We start from the raw sequence: 21,489 nt of genomic DNA on the forward strand, positions 1-21,489 counted from the left end.
ATCTTTACGATAAAAAACTCGATTAGGTGCTTTGCCTAATATCGTATTAAATACCGCGCAACGACTTAGTGTCTTAATCTAAACAAACAAGGTATTCAATATGTTTTCAATCGGTGACGTAGTAGTAGCGACTAAAGGTATCGATCTTGGCGAAATGGTTGTTACAGGTTTAAGCAGTGGCGGTTTTTACACACATGTAAAAGCAGGCGAAAAAACACTAACTTACCCAGCTAAAGATCTTAAGAAAGCATAATTAAATTTGCTCATTCTTATTTTTAACTGGCTTAAAGTTCGTACTAGTTATTTTAAGCGGGTTAGAATCGATAAAAGGTAGCGCAATGAGTCGCTACCTTTTTTATTTTTTCTACCTTTCTTCACCAATATGAAACTCAACGCGATTTCTTCCGGTTTCCTTTGCCTTGTAAAGTGCTAAGTCTGCGCGTTTAACAAGTGGTTCAAATGAGTCGTCGAGACGACAGACTTGAGTTACCCCAATACTCGCGGTGAAGCTCATATCACAACCTGAATGTTGAACGGTCGTCGTTTCTAGTGCATTACGAATTGTTTCTAATGTGTCTAGAGCTTGCTGTGATGAGCGACTTCTTAATACCATGGCAAACTCTTCACCACCAACTCTGGCAAGTAAGTCACAATCAAGTAGATGACTTTTAATAGTATTAACTGCATGGATCAGTGATTTATCGCCTGCGTCATGACCAAATCGGTCATTGAGGCTTTTAAAATTGTCGAGATCTAAAATAGCAACATGGAAGTCAATGCCCTGGGTTCGGTATTCATTTAGGCGGCTTTCGATTTGTCGCATGAACTCTCTGCGGTTTGGAATACCTGTTAGATCATCCGTCGTGGCGAGGTGCTCCATTTTCATGATCTGTATATGAAGGGCAATGTTTAAAGCAATCCAATTAGCGATGCACTGAAGCTGTGCCGCTTGTTCGTTTGTGTAAATGTGCGTTTGATGATGCGCAACATTAAGCGTTCCTAGGCAGACTTTACCGTGCATTAAAGGCGCGTCCATACACGTACCCATACCATTGGATGCGAGCATCACACAATCGATCTCATCAGATTGAGTAACATCGTCGCAGATCATCAGTTGTTGCTTTTTGAACACTCGGCCAACAAACGCTTGATGAATGGGCACTAAAAATTCAGCGGGAATCGCTTTACTACCAGAGAAAGAGTAGACCTTTAAATTATCATTGTTTTCATAAAGTGTGATACTCGCACGGTCAGAATTAAATATGCGATTTATCCATTCTGCCACCGTATCAAGTACTTGCTGTAGTGTTTCCGATTGAGCTAAAAAGTGAACAAACCCTATCGGCATACATATCGGACTTTCCATGTTTTGCATCGATAAGTCATCAGGGTTAAAAGTTCTTTCAAGTCTCAATAGACATCTCCTTGGCAATGTTGCAAATACCAACAATAAATTACGTGAAGCTATTTTGTAGAAAATGTGCTTCTTGGTAAGAGTATGGTTCAATTATCGCCGTTTGTGTGCATTTGGTTGCTTAATGTGGGCGTTAACTCACCCTAAATAAGTAAATCTTATACCTATTTATAAGTAAGTCATTACTCAATAAGTGGTGTTTTTAAGATGGAAGTACAGAATGAGCCCTTCTGGAAGAGAAGGGCTAGAAAAGGATACAAATAGGGCCAGGTGAGTGGTGACTTAATTGTCTTTGTACTTTTGTAAAATCAACTGACTTATCTGCGCAACGAGTTGGTCCCTAGCTTGAAGTGAGAGCTCGGTTTCTGTGACATAAATACTAATGTAAACAGGTCGATGATTTTCCTTCCATATAATCGCGTTAATGCCACGCGAACCATGACCTCCCGCACCAGAACGGTCTGCAATAGACCAACCTGTTGGTAATACAGAACGCATTAACGAGTCTGAAACTTTGTTGTCCTGCATCCAGATTTTTAATTGTACACGAGACTCATAAGACAACGTTTCGCCTTCGACCAAAGTTCGAAGAGTGTTTAGTATGGCGTTAGGTGTGGTTGTGTCGCGGCTGTCGCCTGGTGTGGCTTCGTTCAAGCGAGGTTCTATTCTGTCTAGGCGCGTTGCTTTATCTCCAATTGTTCGCAGAAACATTGTTACGGCCTTAGGGCCGCCAATTTCATTTAATACTAAGTTGGCTGCGGTATTATCACTCATTAACATAGCGGCTTCACACGCGTGCTCTATGCGTGTGTTTTGGCCTGCGAGCTTATCCATCACTGGAGACCATACAACGATACTGCGCTCATCGACTTTTGCGGTCGCATTTTTACTTAGCTTACCGCTGTCCATATCACTTAGCATTTTGGCACAAGCTAGGGTTTTGAATGTGCTCATGAGTGGGAAGCGTTCATCGCCACGGTAATCCCAACGCTCGTCTGCTTGGGTATCCCAAACTGACACCCCAATTCTGCTTGAGGTTTGTTGCTCGAGGAGAGAAATGTCCTCATTCAGTTGGGACGCGTAACTTAGGGTTGAGCAAACCATTAGCCCAGCCAACAAAAATAACTTTTTCATGGATCGTGTTCTTCAATTTTAGTTTTAGTTCGCACGGTAGCGATGTCACGTAAACTATAACGAGCCAATACTCTAAACACTGTTAAATCTATGTCTATTTTATGTAGGATTCTTTGCAATACGCTTAAACGGTCTCAATATGGGGAGAAGAGTGTTGCTATCAAGGCCTGTAGTTTGGCTTATATATTACGTCGGTGATTCGGTCACAAAAATATCTTAGCGAGAGACACTGGCTCAGAATTTCTTATCATGAGCTAACGAATAGTTTGATCCAGAAATAAAAGGAGCTGAATCATCAGCTCCTTTGTCTATTTGGATAATTACTTACAGTTCAATCTTTTTAACCATGCCCGATTCTGCATGGCCCGGAATGTTGCACGCGAACTCAACCTTGTTGTCACCGTGGAAGTGCCACTGTAATTGCTTCGCTTTACCTGGTTCCACCGTAACTGCGTTGCCTGAGTCATGCATGTGATCGCCGCTCATCGTCTTCATCATTTCGCGATGTTCTAGCTGCTCTTTAGCCGAACCAATCGTAAACTCGTGGTTGATCTTACCGGTGTTCATCACAACAAATTGCACCACATCGTTTGGCTCAATTTTAACGTCTTTCTTGAACTTGATTGTCATGTCATCACCCAAGAGTACGTGTACCACTTTGTCTGGCTTTGCGCCTTTTGCTGGCATACCTACTGCCGACATGCCCGGCATATCCATCATGTTTGAATGGTCCATTTTACTGTGGTCCATCTTCATGCTGCCGTGGTCCATGTTTTCATGCTTCATGTTGCTATGATCCATGTTCGCGTGGTCCATGTTTGAATGATCCATTTGGGCAAACGCAGTCGTTGTTGTTAGGGCTAGAGCAAGAGTGATTAGTGTCTTTTTCATTTTTATATCCTTGTTTTAATTCATTAATAACTTGGTTGCTTCCCCTCAAAACGGCATGTTTGAGGGGAAGGTAGGGATTAAGCGTTGTTGTTTACATCACTAGCTTGTGTGCTAGCTTGGTGATTAGTCGCATTGCTTTGGCGCAACTCACGTTGTTTCCACAGCTTGAAGATGGCTGGAAGCACTAACAGCGTCAGCAGCAGTGCTGATGCCATACCGCCAATCATTGGTGCAGCGATACGTTGCATCACTTCTGATCCTGTCCCTTCGCCGTACATGATCGGAATCAGACCAATAATGACCGTCAGTACCGTCATCATTACTGGGCGAACACGTAGGCCTGCACCTTCACGAATGGCATCGGTTAGATCTTTCGCTTCAAGCTTCTGTTGGCTCTCTTCCGCATCCAGCTTCTTGTAGTGCCATGCTTGGTTGAGGTAGACGAGCATGATGACCCCAATTTCAACCGCGACACCTGCTAGGGCAATAAAGCCGACCCCAACGGCAATCGAGAAGTTGTAGTTGAGGATATGCATGAGCCACAAACCACCGACCATAGCGAGCGGTAGGGTAAGCATGATGATCATCACTTCGCCAACGCGACGGAAGCTGAAGTAAAGCAGCAGCATAATTATTGCAATGGTGATTGGTACCACGACGCTCAAGCGGTCTTTCGCACGCTCCATGTATTCGTATTGACCAGACCAAGCCAGCGAGTAACCCGCAGGAAGCTCCAATTGATCAGCAACAACTTGTTGCGCTTCTACGACGTAAGAGCCAAGGTCACGACCATCGATGTCGACAAATACCCAGCCGTTTGGACGCGCGTTTTCCGTCTTGATCATCGGAGGGCCGTCTTCGTAACGAATGTCCGCTACATCAGCCAGCGCAATACGAGCGCCATTTGGTGTGACTAATGGTAGGTTTTGCAGTTTAACCACTGAATCACGGTAGTCTTGTGGGTAACGAACGTTGATTGGGTAACGCTCCAAGCCTTCAATGGTTTCACCCACATTCATGCCACCCACCGCAGTGGAGATCACTTGCTGAACGTCTTTGATGCTTAAGCCATAACGCGCTGCGGCACGACGTTTAATGTCGATCGTGACATAACGACCACCTGCTACACGTTCTGCGTAAACCGATGCCGTGCCTTGTACGCCATTAAGAATTGGCTCCAACTGAGAACCGATCTTCTCAATCACTTTCAGATCGGGTCCGGCGATCTTAATGCCGATAGGGGTTTTGATACCCGTTGCCAGCATGTCGATACGGGTTTTGATCGGCATTACCCAAGCGTTAGTAAGACCAGGGAACTGAACCAGCTTATCGAACTCTTTGCGCAGTGACTCGGTTGTTACGCCTTCACGCCATTGATCGCGTGGCTTCAACTGAATCACGGTTTCGATCATGGTGAGTGGTGCTGGATCGGTTGCGGTCTCAGCTCGGCCAATCTTGCCCCATACGGTTTTCACTTCTGGAACGGTTTTGATCAGCTTGTTGGTCTGTTGTAGAAGCTCACGCGCCTTACCAATTGAGATACCCGGATAGGTCGTTGGCATGTACATCAAGTCGCCTTCATCCAGCGGCGGGATGAACTCGCTACCCAGTTTACTGGTTGGGTAGTAAGCCGATGCCATTAGACCTAATGCGATAACAATCATGGTCTTAGGGTATTTTAAGCTGGTGTTCAACAGCGGGCGATACAGCGCTACCAAGCCGCGGTTAACCGGGTTTTTGTGTTCCGGTAACACCTTACCGCGAATGAAGTAGCCCATGAGTACTGGGACGAGTGTGATTGCCAAACCTGCTGCCGCTGCCATGGCGTAAGTCTTAGTGAACGCAAGCGGCGAGAACATCTTGCCTTCCTGACCTTCTAAGGCGAACACTGGTACGAAGCTAAGAGTAATGATCAGCAACGAGAAGAACAGCGGTGCGCCAACCTCTTCTGCAGCTTTGCCAATTACTTGCCAGCGGTTCTTGTCGGTTAGTGGCGTTCGCTCAATGTGCTTGTGAACGTTTTCAATCATAACGATTGCACCATCCACCATGGCACCGATGGCAATCGCGATACCACCAAGGGACATGATGTTGGCGTTGATGCCTTGCCAATGCATTACGATAAACGCACTAAGAATACCAACCGGTAGGCTCAGAGCGATAACCAATGAAGAACGAATGTGGAACAGGAACAACGCACACACAATCGCGACGACGATGAACTCTTCTGCAAGCTTCTTCCATAGGTTTTCTACCGCTGAATCGATAAGGGTAGAGCGATCGTAAGTTGCAACAATTTCCACGCCTTCTGGCAGGCTGCGTTGTAGGTCTGCGAGTTTGTCTTTGACTTTCGCAATCACTTCACTGGCGTTCTCACCAAAGCGCATCACGATAACACCACCTACCGCTTCACCTTCGCCATTCAGCTCTGAGATACCACGGCGCATTTGAGGACCAAGGTTAATGTCTGCGATATCTCCTAATAGCAACGGCGTGCCTTTCTCGGTGACTTTGAGAGGCAGTGATTTGATGTCTTCAATGCTGGTTAAGTAACCCGTGGTACGAACCATGTGCTCGGCTTCGGCCACTTCGATAACGGACGCGCCGGTTTCTTGGTTACCGTTTTGGATTGCCATGTTCACTTGTTGCAGAGTGAGGTTGTAAGCACGAAGCTTGGCAGGGTCAATCTGCACTTGATACTGCTTCACCATACCGCCCACGGTAGCGACTTCAGAAACGCCATCAACGGTTTGCAATTCGTACTTCAAGAACCAGTCTTGCAGGCTGCGAAGATCCGCCAAATCATGCTTGCCGGTTTTGTCTTGTAATACGTAGCTGTAAACCCAGCCCACACCCGTTGCATCAGGACCTAGCGTTGGTTTTGCGTTTGGTGGCAGCTTTGGTGCTACTTGGCTTAAGTACTCCAACACACGTGAACGTGCCCAGTACATGTCGGTATCATCGTTGAAAATGATATAAACGTAAGAGTCACCAAAGAAAGAGTAGCCACGAACTGTCTCAGCACCCGGCACGGCAAGCATGGCGGTGGTGAGTGGGTAAGTAACTTGATCCTCGACGACTTGAGGAGCTTGACCCGGATAGCTTGTCTTGATGATCACTTGTACATCAGAAAGATCCGGAATCGCATCAACAGGCGTATTCTTTACACTGTAAAGTCCGCCTAATACAAGGGCTAAGGTCGCGACCAACACTAGGAATCGGTTGCTCAGTGACCAACGAATAATAGCATTGATCATAATTAACCCTCGACGGCTGATGTTGCAGGAACTAGCTGTTTAAGAACATAGTCAGATCCTTGTTTTTCAACTAGAAACCGAACTTTCTGTCCTTCTTCAAAACCCGATAGATCAACGTTTTCACCCACAGAGAAGTTCATCTCGCTAGCATCCCAGTTCCATTCTGCAACCGGTAGGTGGTTTAAGGTGATCATGCCAAAGTCGGCCATCAGCATGCTAATGTCACCAGTTAGCCAAACTTCTGCGGCAATGACGCTGTTGTCTGCCTTATAGTCGATGATTTGGTACTGACCGGACTCCGTCTTTTGCATTTCAAATTCGATAGCCTGGCCTTTTTTCAAGTCACCCATCTCGACGCCATCAGCAAAAGTAAAGTTCATCACCATGCCTGGCCAATCCCATTCTGGTACAGGCTGATGGTTGATGGTCAGCATGCGGTGATCTTTCATCACATCCGTGATCTCACCTTTAGCCCATGCCGTTTCTGCCGCTGCTTCTACACCATTGATGCGAGACAGATCCGCCGACTGGCTTGATTCAGAGTCGAGCATGAAGTGAGATGAAGTAACGATCTTATCGCCTTGTTTAAGTCCTTGTAATACTTCGATTTGTTCGCCAGCTTCACGGCCAACTTCAATTCGAGCTGAGCGGTATTTGCCTTCGCCCTCAGCCAGAACAACGCGAGTCATACCGCCAGAGCGAATAACAGATGATTTAGGAATCGTTAATACTGCGTCGTCAGTAACAGGCTGCAAGGCAATATTGGCGAACATGTTTGGCTTCAATGCGCCATCTGGGTTAGGGAATTTAAGGCGCACACGCAACGTACGTGTTTTCGGATCAAGGATTGGGTACACGTAATCGACAACACCTTGCCATTCATTACCCGGAATCGCGTCAAGGGTCATCGTGGCTTGAGAACCCGCTTTCATCCAGTGCGCTTGACGCTCAAAGACTTCTGCATCAACCCAAACATTGTCCAAGGGACCCGCACTGATCACCGCTTGAGCAGGGGATAAATAGCCACCTTCACGCACGTTTAAGCTCGCGATAACGCCATCAGCAGGCGCTTTGATTTCAATGGTTTGCGATGCTTTACCATTACGAGTAATGGATTTGATTTGAGCGCGGTCAACACCAAGCGTTACCAAGCGTTCGGTCGCGCCTTTTACAAGAACTTTGCGGCCAGTGCGGTACGCATTCAGCAATTCTTCTTGTGCTTTAACCAGTTCTGGAGAGTAGAGCGTGAAAAGCACATCGCCTTTCTTCACTTTCTCACCCACGGCATTGATGTAGAGTTTTTCTACCCAACCCGCCACACGAACGTTGGTTTGCCATAACAGACTTTCATCAAAGGCAATATAACCAACGGTTTCGATGCGTGGTGATAATTGCTGTAGTGTCGCGTTTGCGGTTTTAACCCCGAGGTTATTTTCTACTGAAGGGTCAATAGTCACTGTACCCGGTGCGTCTTGTTCACCGGATAGGTCTTCTGCGTAAACCGGAATCAAATCCATGCCCATTGGGGACTTACCCGGCTTGTCGCGTTTGTAGTTCGGATCCATTGGGGCAACCCAGTAAAGCGGATCATTAGAACTTGCAGCAGATTCGCCACCCATCGCACTCATGTCGTGAGTCGAGCCCGCAAGAAAATGATTAGCACCAAACCCTAAAGCACCACCAACAATCAGCGCGATGGTTGCAATCTTAAATGTTTTCATTGTTTTACCTTATTTTCCCCTTCACATTTGACGCTACAGCGTTGTTGCCTGCTCTCGTTCACCCAAATCACATAGCAGATCCCTTAGTTTGTTAGGGAAAGTGCTCATGGGATTCTCTCGTTTGCCGCCTAGCTGCAGCCCCAACTGTCTTGGGGAATCACAAATTAATATGTCGAAATAGAGCGAGCTTCCGGTGAAGCCACTTGGTAGTCGAAACCACCGAGTAGGGTGGCTAAATTGCTGTTTGCGATGTTGAGATCGGTCAGCAGACGTTGTTGCTCTAATTGCAGAGCCAACTCGTCAGTAGTGGCAGAAATCACATCGTTAAACTGCGCTGTGTTGTTTTGATAACCCCGCTCGACGGCTTGAATGCGCGCTTTCGCTTGAGGCAATAAGGTGGATTGATAACGTTCTAAGCGTTGGGTTAAGTTGCCGCGATCAACCAAAAGAGTGTTCACCTTGGCATTCATCTGCGTTAGTAAGGTGTCCTTTTGTGATTGTGCCGCGCCAACTTGGTATTGAGCGGCCGCGAGATTGCGATCTTGGCGGTCACCCGTAAACAACGGAATGTCCATGGTGAGGTAAGCGCTGACCAAGTCTGATGCGGGTTCACCCATCATGTTGTCGGCTTGGCGGTAGGCGTACATTACTTCGACGCCAAACTGCGGGTTGTAGGCTTGCTCAGCAATTTCCACCTGCGTTTTATTGGCAGAAATGCTGACGTCGGCCATCTTAACCATCGGGTGTTGGCTGAGTTGCTGATAATGCTTGGTGGAACCCTGACTGGCAGCAAGTTTGCTGTTCAGTGTGTCCCAATTAAGTTGATTGCTCGCATGCAGGGCCTGTTCATTCGCCAACCAATCTGACCCCAACCATTCGGAGAGTTGAGAGATAAGACGACGTTGCATTTGTGCGTTGGCTTGCAGTTTCTCATCCAACTTGCTGACTTGTAATTGAGCATTGAGTAGGTCTTGCGCTTCACTCTTACCAATCGAATAGTTGGTTTGAATAAAGCTTTCCATCTCCTTCATCAACTTGCGGTTCTCAAGCAAGATTTGCTCAGCGCGTTGCTGGTAACCAAGCTCTAACCAAAGTTGAGTCATGCTGTTGGCTACCTCAAGCTCACGAGCATGAACTTGAAGCCCAAGGCCGTCGGCTTGTTGATTGGCTTTCTTCTGCTGTAAATCAAGCGTAGAGCCACGCTCAAACTGTTGCATTAAACCAACGGAGATGTTGGTCATTGGGTCTTCATCGAATTTGAAGCTGTCGACAGGCAAGCCACCAAAACCTACTTTTAGTTTTGGGTCCATCAAGGTCGCACTCGCGACGCCCGTTTCACGCATGGCAGCAGATTGCGCTGAGTATTGCTTACGATTGCCATCGTTACTCAAAGCGACGTTGATCAGTTGGGCAAGCTTGGTCGTCGAAGCTCGCTCACTTGATGCGGAATTTTGCGCTGCGTGCGTCTCTTTACCAGCGGCGTTAACCAAGGTTGGCGCAGCGACCAGAGCCACCATAAAAATAGGTGCAGCTAAGCGGTATGGTTTGATATCCATAATCTAAATCCAGTGTTCGCCGGATCGATGGAGGTGCGGATTTTATTGCGGGAACAGTAAAGCCTTGTTACCTCATCGTTCAGGCGCATTAAAACAACCTGCGATACACGCGCAGGGTCGAATGCTAGGATGGATTTAGGCTATAGGAGGTCGGTATAGGTCGCGGCTGACGTGTACGACTGGGGAAGCAACTTCAGGAGTAATAGTTGCGCGATAGACGACGGGCATTGGGCTATTGATAGGATTCGGTAGGGGGACGAAAACTATCGTACACGCGGCAGTACAGCAGGTATGAACCATGCCGGAGCCTCCACCACAGTTCATGCTGGTTTCTCTTGCATCGCCATCTTCGGACATAGAAGTGTCAGTCATGGATACGTCCATCATGCCAGGCATACCGCAGTGTTCGCTGTCACTCATCATAGAAGGATGATGAGCCATGCCAGTAGACATCATTTGAATATTCATCAACGGCTCACTGTTCGCCACACTAGATACTAATAGCACTAGCGTCGTGAAGAGAGTTAACCAGATTGTATGCAGTGATTTTAAGTGCATACCCTTTCCCATGTGTTTGATGAAAATGATGAAAACCCTTCGATTCTAAAGGTTAACCTAAGGGTAAGGTCAATCATTTATTACTCTTATTATCAAAATAGTCCAACCCTTCAGTTTTCGCACTTTCGAGGGAGTAAAACGTTTGTTAAACACCGAGTGTTGAAAGTTAGCGAAAGAAGCCCTCGCTTTTTATGACACGTGAAAAATGTGGTTTATAAGTTTTACATCACACTAACTTGTCTTACAAATGATTATCCTTATAGAATGCATGGTTTTACTTGTGCAGATTTGGATTTGCTTTGCTGCGGGGGTTGCATGATAGAAATTGTCATCGATGGAAAATATAGAATTGTAGAAGAGGGTCTAACCCTTTTAGAAGCAGCAAAAGTGTGTGGGGTCGAGATCCCATCACTGTGCGGAATGAACAAAAGTAATGAAAAAGTACCGTGTGACTTGTGTGTAGTTGAAGTCGAAAGTGGCGGCACTAAGCGTGCGTGTGAACTCGAAGTTTACCGCGGCCTTAATGTGGTCACGCAATCAGAACAACTAAGCGAGCACCGCAGAAAAGCACTTAACCGCATCATGACGGATCATTACGCCGATTGTGAAGCGCCATGTAAAACCGCATGTCCTGCGGGCGTGGATATCCAATCGTACCTTTATCACATTGCACAGAACGATCATCAAAAAGCGATTGAAGTGATTAAGCGTACGCTTCCTATGCCACTATCGATTGGCCGTGTATGCCCAGCATTTTGTGAGAGCGAATGTCGCCGCTCGTTAGTCGATGAGCCTATTGCAATTCGTCAGCTAAAACGTCATGCCGCGGATGCGGATTTGTCTGCGCATGAAGCCTATGTACCAGAAAAGAAATCAAGCAAAGGTTTGAACATTGCCGTCGTAGGCAGTGGTCCTGGTGGTCTAACGGCTGGCTACTACTTATCGAATGAAGGCTACGACGTCACTGTCTTTGAATCCATGCCAAAAGCGGGCGGTTGGTTGCGTTATGGTATTCCTGAATATCGCCTACCAAAAGACATTCTCGATAAAGAAATCGAACTGATGTGCCGCAATGGCATGCAAGTTCACACCAATCAAAAGCTGGGTGTGGATTTCACACTTTCTCAATTGAGTGAAGAATACGACGCAGTGTGTTTGGCGGTCGGTGCGTCTCAAGCGGTCGAAATGCATTACACAGGCAGTGACCTTGAAGGTTGCTACTTAGGCGTTGATTACCTGAAAGATTACGTTACTGAGCAAAACTATGTAACGGGTCAGAAAGTCGCGGTGATCGGTGGTGGTAACACAGCAATTGACTGTGCTCGCACTGCGCGTCGAGCTGGTGCAGACACCACGTTGATTTATCGTCGTACTCGTGACGAAATGCCGGCAGAAGACTACGAGATTGTCGAAGCGGAACACGAAGGGGTGAAATTCCACTTCTTAACCAACCCGGCAGAAAACCTTGCCGATGAAACCGGACGCGTGAATGCGATTCGCCTAGAGCGCATGGCGTTGGGAGAGCCGGATGCATCTGGTCGTCGAAGCCCAAAACCAACCGGCGAGTTCTTTACCGAAGAGTTCGACACCGTGATTGCGGCAGTATCGCAAAAGCCAGATCTGAGTTTCCTCGAAGGTGAAGATTTGTCGATTCCGCTTACGCGTTGGAACACCTCTGATGCAGATGAAAAGACCATGCACACCGGCACGGGCAACATCTTCAGTATTGGTGATTTCCGCCGTGGTCCTGCAACGGCAGTTGAAGCGGTGGGTGATGGTCGCGTTGCGGCAAAAGCCATTGACCTGTTTTTGAATGGCGATATGGCGGATATGCCAAAGGCGGCGTTCAACTCGCGCAAAGAGAAGAAACTCTCTCAAGTCGATCCGCTTCACTTCGAGAACATCCAGAAAGTCGCTCGCTCTATCATGCCAGAGCTGACTCCAGCACAACGCGAGCAAAGTTTCGCTGAAGTGGAGTTGGGCTTTGATAACGAAGAAGCGATGAAGGAAGCGGCACGCTGCCTTGAATGTGGCTGTCAGGCAAATACCGATTGTGCGCTGCGTGATTACTCCACCGAATATGAAGCTGAGCAAAGCTTTGACTTCTCCTTACAGATTAAATCGCATCAAGATTGGTTAGATCTTCGTGCGAAAGACTTGCGTCATAAGTACGAAGTTGACCGTAGCTCTGAGTTTATTGAGTTTGATGCCAACCGCTGTATTAGCTGTGGTCAGTGTATCCAAGCTTGTCGCGACAAAGCTGTACACGGCGTACTGAACTTTGTGTGCGATAAACAAGGTCGTCCGGCATTACGTCCTGACGATCGTCCACACTTTGGAAGTAACAAGAATGGTTTAACTCTGATGGGCGATTCGAACTGCGTGCAATGTGGCGCGTGCGTTCAAGTGTGTCCAACGGGCGCAATGGTCGATAGTCGTGACCGTTCGCAAGGCCGTACTGAAGATCTGAAAGCGGTCGACACCATCTGTACGTACTGTGGTGTGGGTTGTAAGTTGACTATGTTCGTGGACGAAGCAACCAATACGATTCGTTACGTGAAGGGTGGTGACTCGCCAGTGAACCAAGGCATGTTGTGTGTGAAAGGGCGCTTTGGTTTTGATTTCATTGGCAGTGAAGAGCGTCTTACCACGCCATTGATCCGTAAAGACGGTTGGCTGCAACCTGCAAGCTGGGAAGAGGCGATTCAACTGATTGCGAGCAAGTTCTCAGGCATCAAGCAAGATTTTGGCAGCAACGCATTGGCGGGTTTCTCTTCAGCGAAAACCACCAACGAAGACAACTATGCGTTCCAAAAATTTGTCCGTCGTGAACTGGGCACCAATAACGTCGATCACTGTGCGCGTTTGTGTCACGCATCGAGTGTAACCGGTCTTGAGGCGTCACTGGGTAGTGGTGCAATGACCAATGACATCCCAAGTATTAAGCACTCGGATGTGATCTTTATTATTGGTTCGGATACCACATCAGCACACCCGATCATCGCTTCACACATTAAACAAGCAATTCGTCACCACGGCGCTCGCTTGATTGTGGCTGACCCGAAACGTGTCGATATGGCAGAGCATGCTGAGCTGTATATGGCGCACCGTCCGGGTACAGATGTGATGCTTTTAAATGGCGTCATGCAGCAGATCATCAAGAACGGTTGGTACGATCAAGAGTACATTGAAGAACGTGTCGACGGCTTTGATACCTTGTTGCAAGAAGTAATGTCACCAGCTTACAACCTCGATAAAGTGGAGTTGGTTACGGGCGTAAAAGCCGAAGACATTCAAGCAATGGCGCGCATGATCGGTACGGCAGATCGTACGGCTGTTTACTATTCGATGGGTATCACTCAGCATACGACAGGTCATGACAACGTGCGTTCTATCGCTAACTTGCAATTGCTGTGTGGCAACATCGGTATTGAAGGTGGTGGTATTAACCCGCTACGTGGTCAATCTAACGTGCAAGGCGCGTGTGATATGGGCGCGTTGCCAAACAGCTTCCCGGGCTACCAAAAGGTATACAACCCAATTGTGCGTCAGAAGTTTGCGATTGAATGGAATGCGCCAAATCTGCCTTCTGAGCAAGGTCTAACCCTGACAGAAATCATTGATGCGGCTTGCCATCGTGACGTTCGTGGTATGTACATCATGGGTGAGAACCCAGTGTTGAGTGACCCGAACCAAGCGCATGTGATTGAAGGTTTAGAAGCACTCGACTTCTTGGTTGTTCAAGACATCTTCCTAACGGAGACTGCGCAATACGCGGATGTGGTTCTGCCTTCTTGCTCGTTTGCAGAGAAAGCGGGTCACTTCACCAATACAGAACGTCGTGTACAGCGTGTGAATCCGGTCGTAACGGCACCGGGTGAAGCGAAAGAAGATTGGTGGATTATTCAAAAAATTGCCAATGCCATGGGCAGTGATTGGGATTACCACTGCGTGTCTGATATCACCAATGAAATCGCACGCGTGACCCCTCAATACGCGGGTCTTCGTTGGGATGCGATTACGCCAAACGGTGTGCAATGGCCTAGCAACAAGAACAACCCTGCGGGTACTCGCATCATGCACCAAACCCAGTTTACTCGTGGTAAAGGGCAAATGGTGGGTGTACCGTTCCGTTATGCGGCTGAGCTGCCAGATGAAGAGTACCCACTTGTGTTAACGACGGGTCGTGTACTTGAGCAGTTCCACACTGGCACCATGACGCGCAAAACCAAAGGGTTGGATAATCTTGCTGGACCACGTGCGATGGTGAGCGTCGAAGACGCAGAAGCACTTGGCATCAGTAATGGTCAGCGTCTGACAGTGTCTACACGTCGCGGCAGCATTGAGATTGATGCCTTTGTGACTAAGCGGATTCAAAAAGGTGTGGTGTTTATTCCATTCCACTTTGTTGAATCGCCAGTCAACCGCCTAACGACAACCGCGACTGACCCGCATGCGAAGATCCCTGAGTTCAAGGTCGCTGCGGTTAAAGTGGAAGTGAGCGAGAAAACAACGCAGACAGAGTCTCTCGAAGATAGTTACCAACACGTTTAAATTCGGTGAGTCGCGTTGTTGTGGTCACTGACAATTTGAGCCTAGTTGATGGGCGGATAATCTAATCTTGATTTCCGCTCTCACTACATTCACTCGGATTGTCTTTTTCTTCAAACTCCTTTTACTTTTCTGTTATCACCGCGCTCCGGTTAGTTTTCCCTTCTTACTTCTTACTTCTTACTTCTTACTTCTTACTTCTTACTGTCTCTATGGCGTATTTTTGTTCAAGCCCATGATGAGAGTGCAATAAAGTTTGTTGTTGAGCTTGTCATAGAATTGACTGTCTCTGACTGTCCTCTGTTATTTGGGCAAGTTCTATAACCTAAACTTTGCTCGCTTCCTATACTGAATTAACGAAGCAAGATTTTTATAACAACAAGAGGAAGCTTGTATGACAAGAACAACCTCATTTGCACTCGTTTTATTACTTATGTGCGCATACTTTGGTTACAACCGTTATTATGTATACCCCCAGCAGTTGGAAACACAGGCGAAGTCCATGCTAATACAAATGGCAAATCGCGAAGAGTGGGTAGATGTGTTTGAGATGATGAATCGCGTAGACGCGCATAAGGGCCATTTGGAACTTGTTGCTGACGTGACATCCTCTGATGGTCAGCGTGCGTACAGTGAAGGTATTATCACGTACACGGATCGCGAAGGCGTTGTCTGTAAACAGGTAGTGTTCAACTTTAAAATAAACTCTTTGAAAAACTACAATATTTCCGATTTACGAGATTGTTCCTACGGTGAGTACTATTAATATTGTCTGAGAGTTGAGCTCGATAGCACAGTGTATGAATACAGAAACAAAAAATAGCCCTTCGTTGGGGCTATTTTTGTTTTTAAGGAATGAACGCAATATCGTGGGATTAGTCGAGTGATTTTTTGAAGCGAAATGAAGCGACAATAAGGCCGATAACGGTAAATCCAAGTAACCAAACTGTATCTCGCCATAGCTCCATTAGGTCGGCACCACGCAGCACCACGCCACGAATAATTCGCATAAAGTGGGTAGCAGGCAGCGCTTCTGATATCCATTGTGCCGCGACGGGCATTCCTTCATAAGGGAACATAAATCCGGACAGAAGAATCGACGGCAAAAGAATAAACACCGTCATCTGCATGGCCTGAAGTTGTGTCGTCGCAATGGTGGATATCACCAGACCTAAGGTTAAACTCGCGGCGATAAACAACAGCGTGCCAAACAATATCTGACTAATGGCGCCGTTTATCGGCACACCAAATATCCAGTGCCCCAAGCCTAAAATGATAAACACCTGAATCAGACCAACAAAGATGTAGGGAATGATCTTCGCCACCATGAGCTCGATGGAGTGGATTGGCGTAGTAATCAGTAACTCCAAATTGCCGCGTTCTCGTTCTCGAACAATGGCTGCACTGGTGAACAAGATCATCGTCATAGTCAGAATCACGCCCAATAAACCGGGGACAATGTTCACCGCCGAGCGCCGACTCGGGTTGTAATACAGCGTAACTTCAAAGGTTTTGGTTGGGGCAGGGCGTATCTCAAAATCAAAATCCGTTAACGGCATGGTTTGTAGTGAGAGAATTGCCGAGCTGATCATGGTGTCTGAACCATCTACAATCCACTGCCCAAGCTCTCGCCCTTGCACCATACGTTGGGTTAAGTCGCTAGGCAGAATTAAAGCCGCTCGCACCAAACCGTCTTGAATGGCTTGTTCTGCTTCTGATGCGGTAGCGAAGGTTTCGACCACATCGACCACTTGCGTGACTTTGACGGACTCGGTAATTACACGCCCGGCAGTACTGCCACTTTGATCGACGACGCCAACGGGGATGTCGCGAATATCCGTATTAATGGCAAAGCCGAATAGCAGAAGCTGAATCAGGGGGATCATTACGACCATGCCAAAGGTAATGCGGTCACGTGAAAGCTGACGGATCTCTTTGATCATCACCGCTTTCATGCGGGCAATAGATTTCATCATTGGCGACCTTCTCCCGTCACGCTGACAAACACATCTTCCAAGCTCGGGCGAGCAATGTTCATCTCGCAGCCCTCAAGCTCAGGAAAGATTTGGGTTAACCATTCGATCGGTTGTTCGATGTGCTGGTGGATCAAAATGCGTAAGCGAATGCCGAGCTGTGCGGCTGAGCGTACTTCTTCGCGCTGAATGACTTTCTCTTTTAGCTCGCGTAGGTTGTCCGCTTTGACTTCGACGATGTTAACGCCCATTTGCGCCATGAGTTCTTCTGGCTCACCATCGGCGCGGATTTCCCCGGCTTCCATAATCGCTAGACGATGACAGCGTTCTGCTTCGTCCATGTAGTGCGTAGTGACCAGAATCGTCGTGCCTTGGTCAGAGAGAGCAAACAATTGCTCCCAGAAATCGCGTCGGTTCTCTGGGTCAACCGCAGACGTGGGTTCATCGAGGAACAACAGTTCTGGTTTATGCATAGTGGCTGCGGCGAGAGACAAGCGCTGCTTCTGACCGCCACTCATTCCGCCGACGCGCTGTTTACGTAGTTGGTCGAGACCGTAGGTGGATAGTTGTTCTTCGATGCGAGCTTTCAGAGCCTTGGTTTCCATACCAAAGATTTGTCCAATAAACTCAAGATTCTCTTGAACCGTCAGGTCATCATATAGGGAGAACTTTTGCGTCATGTAGCCAATCTTGAGGCGCAGAAGCTCAGATTGTTTTGGGATCTCTAGCCCGAGTACATCGACATTGCCCTCACTTGGGCTAAGCAAGCCAGTCAGCACACGAATGGTTGTTGATTTACCGCAGCCGTTGGGGCCAAGAAAACCATAAATACTGCCTTTGGGCACATTAAGCGTGATGTTGTTGATGGCGGTGAAGTCACCAAACTTCTTCACTACATTTTCAGCTTGAATCGCGAATTCGGTCATTGGCTTACTCCACCAAATCCACTTGCGCTGGTATACCTGAAGGCAAGGATTTTGCTGAGTCTTGAAGGTCGACTTCTGCTAGGTACATCAAACGAGAGCGTTCTTCCTCGGTAAGCGCGAAATAAGGCGTAAATGAAGGCTCTGTCGCAACCCAACGAACGGTGCCGCTATATGGTTGATCAACACCATCTACATGCACGTTAACCGTTTTACCCGGCACAAAGTCGACTCGATAATTGGCAGGAACATAAACACGGGCGTATGGGACGCGGCTCGCTTGAATTACGGCAACAATGCCATTCACAGGAACGCGTTCACCAAGGTTAAACGGTAGGTTATCTAACAAGCCATCTCTCGTTGCGGTGATGGTGAGTTCTGCCAGTTTCTGTTCTTGCAGCGCCACATCAGCCTTTGCTGCCATGAGTGCGGCTTTCGCTTGTTCAATATCTTCAGGACGAGAGCCAGCGGTCAGTTTGCTGAACTCTTCTTGTGAGGAGTCTAGCTCTGCACGGGCAGAATCTCTGGCTGCTAAAGCGGTGTCTTTCTCTGATTGGCTGATGAGTTTTTTACGAACTAACTCCGCTTTACGTTGGTAGTTCTTTTGCGCTTCAACCAATTGAGCTTCCGCTCTGGCAACACGTGCTTGCGCTGCGGCAATGTCTTCTGGTCGCTCACCATTGGTCAATTTCAAAAGATAAGCGTCAGCCTTGGCTTGTTCGGCTACGGCGTGAGCTAAAACGGCTTCTTGGTTCTTTGTATCGAGCTGAACCAGCACTTCTCCTTCGGTGACTTGGCTGCCTTCCTTAATGGGTAGGGCACGAATTATCTCGCTAGAGGTAGCAGTAAAGGTTACGCGGTCACGTTCCAGTGTGCCAAGGGCTTGCTGTCCGTCATCTTTGGAACAGGCAGTTAAAAGAGTCAGGGCTAGGGTGCCAAGAATGATTCGCTTCATCATGCGACGCTTCCTCTAAGAAGGTGAACTCGAATTCGTATCAAGCTATAGAAGAGTGTGGGACTGCATTCAGTGTAACGTGAGTCAGTTTTGTCCGGCTAGGAAGTTAATTCCTTCAATATTCATCAATTGATTAATTATTGAAGCTGGCTTGATCCTGCGGAAGCCGTGCTTTACTTGGCTCTTTTAAGTTGATTACATGAATATCATTTAAACAAAAATCTTGCGTTTCATGTAGAGCACGCCGTCGCCAGATACTCTTACTTGTTCGCCAGTAACTTCACAGTGCAAAATGCCTCCGCGCTGAGAAGCTTGGTAAGCGACCAGTGATGTTTTGCCTAACGCTTCTGCCCAGAACGGTGCTAACCCAGCGTGAATCGAGCCAGTTACGGGGTCTTCGTCACCACCATTTGCAGGCCAAAAGTAACGCGATACAAAGTCTTGTTGATCACCTTTCGCGGTAACGACCACATCGTAAGGAGCGAGTGTCTTGAGGTGCTCTGAACGGTATTGAACCTCAAGTACCTCCTACTGGTTGCCGACCACCACGAAATACGCTTGAGGGCTAAGCAGTACGCGTTCCACATCGCAACTTAGGCCATCAATCAATGCCGAGGGAATATCAGAAACGGCTTTTGGAGGACGAGCAGGGAACGTCATCTCGATCTTACCTTGCGCATTCTTCTCTACGGTGAGGGTCCCTACTTCCAGAGTATGAAATTCAATCGTGCCATTAATGCCAAACTCATCAAACAGAACTAACGAAGAGGCCAGTGTTGCGTGTCCACAGAAATCGATTTCAGTAATCGGAGAGAACCAACGAATCTCATATTGGTTTGCGCCAATGGACTTTAGGAAAGCCGTCTCTGATAAGTTGTTTTCTGTCGCGATATTTTGCATCAATTCTGGGGTTAGCCATTCCTCTAACGGTATCACCGCTGCTGAGTTGCCTTTGAATTGCGTATCGGTGAAGGCGTCCACCACGTAGATATCCAATTCCATTTTCCTTCCTTGTTCCGTGAGCGATTAATTAGCATAAACCAAGTGCAATTAAGAGAGTAAGAAATTTGTGTTAGAATCTTAAAGTGTCAAAATTATAGATTATTTTGTGTTTTTTGATACTTACTGACAAGGATTCGGACTGCTGGGTACTTACACTAGTGTTGAATTCATTGAAAGGAAGAAAAACATGAAAGCGATCTACAAATCAGTTTTGGCATTGAGTGTTTTTGCGGTCGGTTCTGCCCATGCATTTGAACTCGTGAGTAGAGATATTCAAGAAGGCCACCCGATGGCGAAGACATTTGAATACTCTGGTTGGGGATGTGATGGCGGGAATCAATCACCACAATTGATGTGGAAAGAAGCTCCAAAGGGCACAAAAAGTTTTGCGATCACCGTGTATGACCCCGATGCGCCAACAGGCAGTGGTTTTTGGCATTGGATAGCGTTTAATATTCCATCCACCGTTAGCGAGCTGCCTCGAGGCATTGATATGAACAAGTTAGGCGGCAAAGAATCTCGTATTGACTACGGCACAACGGGGTTCGGCGGCGCGTGTCCTCCAAAGAATGATGGGATGCATCGTTACCAGTTTACGGTGTGGGCATTGCCAACTGAAGAACTGAATTTGGATGAAAACACGCCACCAGCCATTGTAGGGTTTACTTTGAATAGTGTTGCTTTGGGTAAAGCGACATTAACCACGACTTACACGCGATAATTGAATATAAGGGGAGAGAATGGGTCACCAATATCAGGTTACGCTGTTTCGTGCGGAGCAGCAGCAGAAGCTTCGTAATGTCAGGATTCACTCCCCAAGCATTATTCAGATTGTTAAGGGGAGTAAACATCTTTTCTGGAAAGACGAAGTACTCGACATCCATCATCCAAATATCATGCTTTGTGAAGCAAATGCATCCCTAAATTTTGAAAATCTTCCTCTACAAGGGCGATTTCTTTCTCGAATGTTCAGTTTTCACTGTGTGCCTAGCGATGAAATGTTGGAGCTAAGCATGAGCAACGCATTAGGAAACTATGTACCCGTTGTTGAGACAGATAAAGCATTGCAAGCGACGTTAAATGCTTTGTTTTCGTTTGAGCGGGAAAGCTTAAGTGAAGCGACACAACGCTATTGGATTATGGGCCTATATCAGCAGCTAGCTGAGAGAGGGTTATTGCATCGGTTGTTCTCGAGTTCACATATCTCTTTTAGTCAGAAACTTAGTCGTTACTTATCGCGCTCTCCAGGGGAGGAGCATTCATTAGACATGGTCGCGGGGCACTTTTCTATGAGCCGAGCAACATTGATACGAAAACTGAAACAAGAAGGTACCCAGTATCGCGAAGTATTGGCAGAAGTGCGCTTAAATCACGCACTTTACTTGATGCAAAATGGCTCGTATAACGTTGCGCTGCTTGCACAGTTGTGTGGTTATCAGTCAGAGGGGCGTTTTAGCCAACGCTTTAAAAGTAAGTTCGGCCTAACGCCCAGTGAGTATATTAAAACGGTGGTGAGTTAATGTTTTACCGCTTTTGTATTTTTTGTGCTTTTTA

General features: G+C 47.2%; 15 protein-coding genes and 1 pseudogene. 5 read left to right on the top strand and 11 right to left on the bottom strand.

The annotated features are described in order from the left end of the window. Positions 1-100 precede the first annotated feature (100 nt). Complete coding sequence (locus tag R7P80_RS16165; protein WP_005375418.1) at positions 101-253, top strand: hypothetical protein; 153 nt, start codon at positions 101-103, stop codon at positions 251-253. A gap of 111 nt (positions 254-364) precedes the next feature. On the opposite strand, the gene R7P80_RS16170 is transcribed toward R7P80_RS16165, so the two are convergent. The 7 genes from R7P80_RS16170 to R7P80_RS16200 all read right to left on the bottom strand — a co-directional run bounded on the left by R7P80_RS16170 (position 365) and on the right by R7P80_RS16200 (position 10,531). After that, positions 365-1,414, bottom strand: a complete 1,050-nt coding sequence (locus R7P80_RS16170; RefSeq protein WP_054574440.1) for a sensor domain-containing diguanylate cyclase — start codon at positions 1,412-1,414, stop codon at positions 365-367. A 282-nt stretch (positions 1,415-1,696) separates the two neighbouring features. Continuing rightward, the gene (locus tag R7P80_RS16175; RefSeq protein WP_005375420.1) at positions 1,697-2,548 is read right to left on the bottom strand and encodes a carbenicillin-hydrolyzing class A beta-lactamase CARB-42; all 852 of its coding nucleotides are present in this window, start codon (positions 2,546-2,548) and stop codon (positions 1,697-1,699) included. Between the two features lie 324 nt (positions 2,549-2,872). Continuing rightward, on the bottom strand, positions 2,873-3,439 hold the full coding sequence (copI, locus tag R7P80_RS16180; RefSeq protein ID WP_225491751.1) for a copper-resistant cuproprotein CopI: 567 nt from the start codon (positions 3,437-3,439) through the stop codon (positions 2,873-2,875). A gap of 77 nt (positions 3,440-3,516) precedes the next feature. Then, the gene (locus R7P80_RS16185) at positions 3,517-6,696 is read right to left on the bottom strand and encodes an efflux RND transporter permease subunit (protein WP_138941877.1); all 3,180 of its coding nucleotides are present in this window, start codon (positions 6,694-6,696) and stop codon (positions 3,517-3,519) included. A gap of 2 nt (positions 6,697-6,698) precedes the next feature. Further along, on the bottom strand, positions 6,699-8,417 hold the full coding sequence (locus R7P80_RS16190) for an efflux RND transporter periplasmic adaptor subunit (protein ID WP_225491750.1): 1,719 nt from the start codon (positions 8,415-8,417) through the stop codon (positions 6,699-6,701). Positions 8,418-8,581: 164 nt separating this feature from the next. Then, complete coding sequence (locus R7P80_RS16195; protein ID WP_225491749.1) at positions 8,582-9,973, bottom strand: TolC family protein; 1,392 nt, start codon at positions 9,971-9,973, stop codon at positions 8,582-8,584. A gap of 135 nt (positions 9,974-10,108) precedes the next feature. Further along, entirely contained in the window at positions 10,109-10,531 is a 423-nt protein-coding gene (locus tag R7P80_RS16200; RefSeq protein ID WP_005385128.1) for a hypothetical protein, read from the bottom strand. Between the two features lie 315 nt (positions 10,532-10,846). On the opposite strand from R7P80_RS16200, the gene fdhF reads away from it, so the two are divergent. Both fdhF and R7P80_RS16210 read left to right on the top strand, forming a co-directional pair. Continuing rightward, positions 10,847-15,085 (top strand): formate dehydrogenase subunit alpha, encoded by a 4,239-nt coding sequence (fdhF, locus tag R7P80_RS16205; RefSeq protein ID WP_225491748.1) that lies wholly within the window; start codon positions 10,847-10,849, stop codon positions 15,083-15,085. 391 nt (positions 15,086-15,476) lie between these two features. Then, positions 15,477-15,848, top strand: a complete 372-nt coding sequence (locus R7P80_RS16210) for a hypothetical protein (protein WP_005375433.1) — start codon at positions 15,477-15,479, stop codon at positions 15,846-15,848. Between the two features lie 109 nt (positions 15,849-15,957). Here the strand turns inward: R7P80_RS16210 and R7P80_RS16215 are convergent, their stop codons facing one another. The 4 genes and pseudogenes from R7P80_RS16215 to R7P80_RS16230 all read right to left on the bottom strand — a co-directional run bounded on the left by R7P80_RS16215 (position 15,958) and on the right by R7P80_RS16230 (position 19,935). Further along, positions 15,958-17,055: an ABC transporter permease gene (locus tag R7P80_RS16215; RefSeq protein ID WP_225491766.1), complete on the bottom strand. Its 1,098-nt coding sequence runs from the start codon at positions 17,053-17,055 to the stop codon at positions 15,958-15,960. Beyond that, complete coding sequence (locus R7P80_RS16220) at positions 17,055-17,981, bottom strand: ATP-binding cassette domain-containing protein (protein ID WP_206225731.1); 927 nt, start codon at positions 17,979-17,981, stop codon at positions 17,055-17,057. The genes R7P80_RS16215 and R7P80_RS16220 overlap by 1 nt, the downstream gene beginning before the upstream one ends. A gap of 4 nt (positions 17,982-17,985) precedes the next feature. Beyond that, positions 17,986-18,936, bottom strand: a complete 951-nt coding sequence (locus R7P80_RS16225) for an HlyD family secretion protein (protein WP_406707483.1) — start codon at positions 18,934-18,936, stop codon at positions 17,986-17,988. Between the two features lie 207 nt (positions 18,937-19,143). Continuing rightward, a pseudogene (locus tag R7P80_RS16230) lies at positions 19,144-19,935 on the bottom strand (PhzF family phenazine biosynthesis protein). Between the two features lie 187 nt (positions 19,936-20,122). Here R7P80_RS16230 and R7P80_RS16235 point away from each other — a divergent pair. Together R7P80_RS16235 and R7P80_RS16240 are read left to right on the top strand one after the other, a co-directional pair. Beyond that, the gene (locus R7P80_RS16235) at positions 20,123-20,656 is read left to right on the top strand and encodes a YbhB/YbcL family Raf kinase inhibitor-like protein (RefSeq protein ID WP_005375444.1); all 534 of its coding nucleotides are present in this window, start codon (positions 20,123-20,125) and stop codon (positions 20,654-20,656) included. 19 nt (positions 20,657-20,675) lie between these two features. Then, positions 20,676-21,455 (top strand): AraC family transcriptional regulator, encoded by a 780-nt coding sequence (locus R7P80_RS16240; protein WP_136976486.1) that lies wholly within the window; start codon positions 20,676-20,678, stop codon positions 21,453-21,455. Positions 21,456-21,489 lie beyond the last annotated feature (34 nt).

The sequence above is a fragment of the Vibrio sp. 2092 genome, from assembly GCF_033339635.1.
Classification (GTDB): domain Bacteria; phylum Pseudomonadota; class Gammaproteobacteria; order Enterobacterales; family Vibrionaceae; genus Vibrio; species Vibrio alginolyticus.

What these genes read in the sequence shown, in the direction of transcription:
- R7P80_RS16165 (WP_005375418.1), top strand. Translation starts at nt 101, where the DNA reads ATGTTTTCAATCGGTGACGTAGTAGTAGCGACTAAAGGTATCGATCTT.
- R7P80_RS16175 (WP_005375420.1), bottom strand. Translation starts at nt 2,548, where the DNA reads ATGAAAAAGTTATTTTTGTTGGCTGGGCTAATGGTTTGCTCAACCCTA.
- copI (WP_225491751.1), bottom strand. Translation starts at nt 3,439, where the DNA reads ATGAAAAAGACACTAATCACTCTTGCTCTAGCCCTAACAACAACGACT.
- R7P80_RS16185 (WP_138941877.1), bottom strand. Translation starts at nt 6,696, where the DNA reads ATGATCAATGCTATTATTCGTTGGTCACTGAGCAACCGATTCCTAGTG.
- R7P80_RS16190 (WP_225491750.1), bottom strand. Translation starts at nt 8,417, where the DNA reads ATGAAAACATTTAAGATTGCAACCATCGCGCTGATTGTTGGTGGTGCT.
- R7P80_RS16195 (WP_225491749.1), bottom strand. Translation starts at nt 9,973, where the DNA reads ATGGATATCAAACCATACCGCTTAGCTGCACCTATTTTTATGGTGGCT.
- R7P80_RS16200 (WP_005385128.1), bottom strand. Translation starts at nt 10,531, where the DNA reads ATGCACTTAAAATCACTGCATACAATCTGGTTAACTCTCTTCACGACG.
- fdhF (WP_225491748.1), top strand. Translation starts at nt 10,847, where the DNA reads ATGATAGAAATTGTCATCGATGGAAAATATAGAATTGTAGAAGAGGGT.
- R7P80_RS16210 (WP_005375433.1), top strand. Translation starts at nt 15,477, where the DNA reads ATGACAAGAACAACCTCATTTGCACTCGTTTTATTACTTATGTGCGCA.
- R7P80_RS16215 (WP_225491766.1), bottom strand. Translation starts at nt 17,055, where the DNA reads ATGAAATCTATTGCCCGCATGAAAGCGGTGATGATCAAAGAGATCCGT.
- R7P80_RS16220 (WP_206225731.1), bottom strand. Translation starts at nt 17,981, where the DNA reads ATGACCGAATTCGCGATTCAAGCTGAAAATGTAGTGAAGAAGTTTGGT.
- R7P80_RS16225 (WP_406707483.1), bottom strand. Translation starts at nt 18,936, where the DNA reads ATGATGAAGCGAATCATTCTTGGCACCCTAGCCCTGACTCTTTTAACT.
- R7P80_RS16235 (WP_005375444.1), top strand. Translation starts at nt 20,123, where the DNA reads ATGAAAGCGATCTACAAATCAGTTTTGGCATTGAGTGTTTTTGCGGTC.
- R7P80_RS16240 (WP_136976486.1), top strand. Translation starts at nt 20,676, where the DNA reads ATGGGTCACCAATATCAGGTTACGCTGTTTCGTGCGGAGCAGCAGCAG.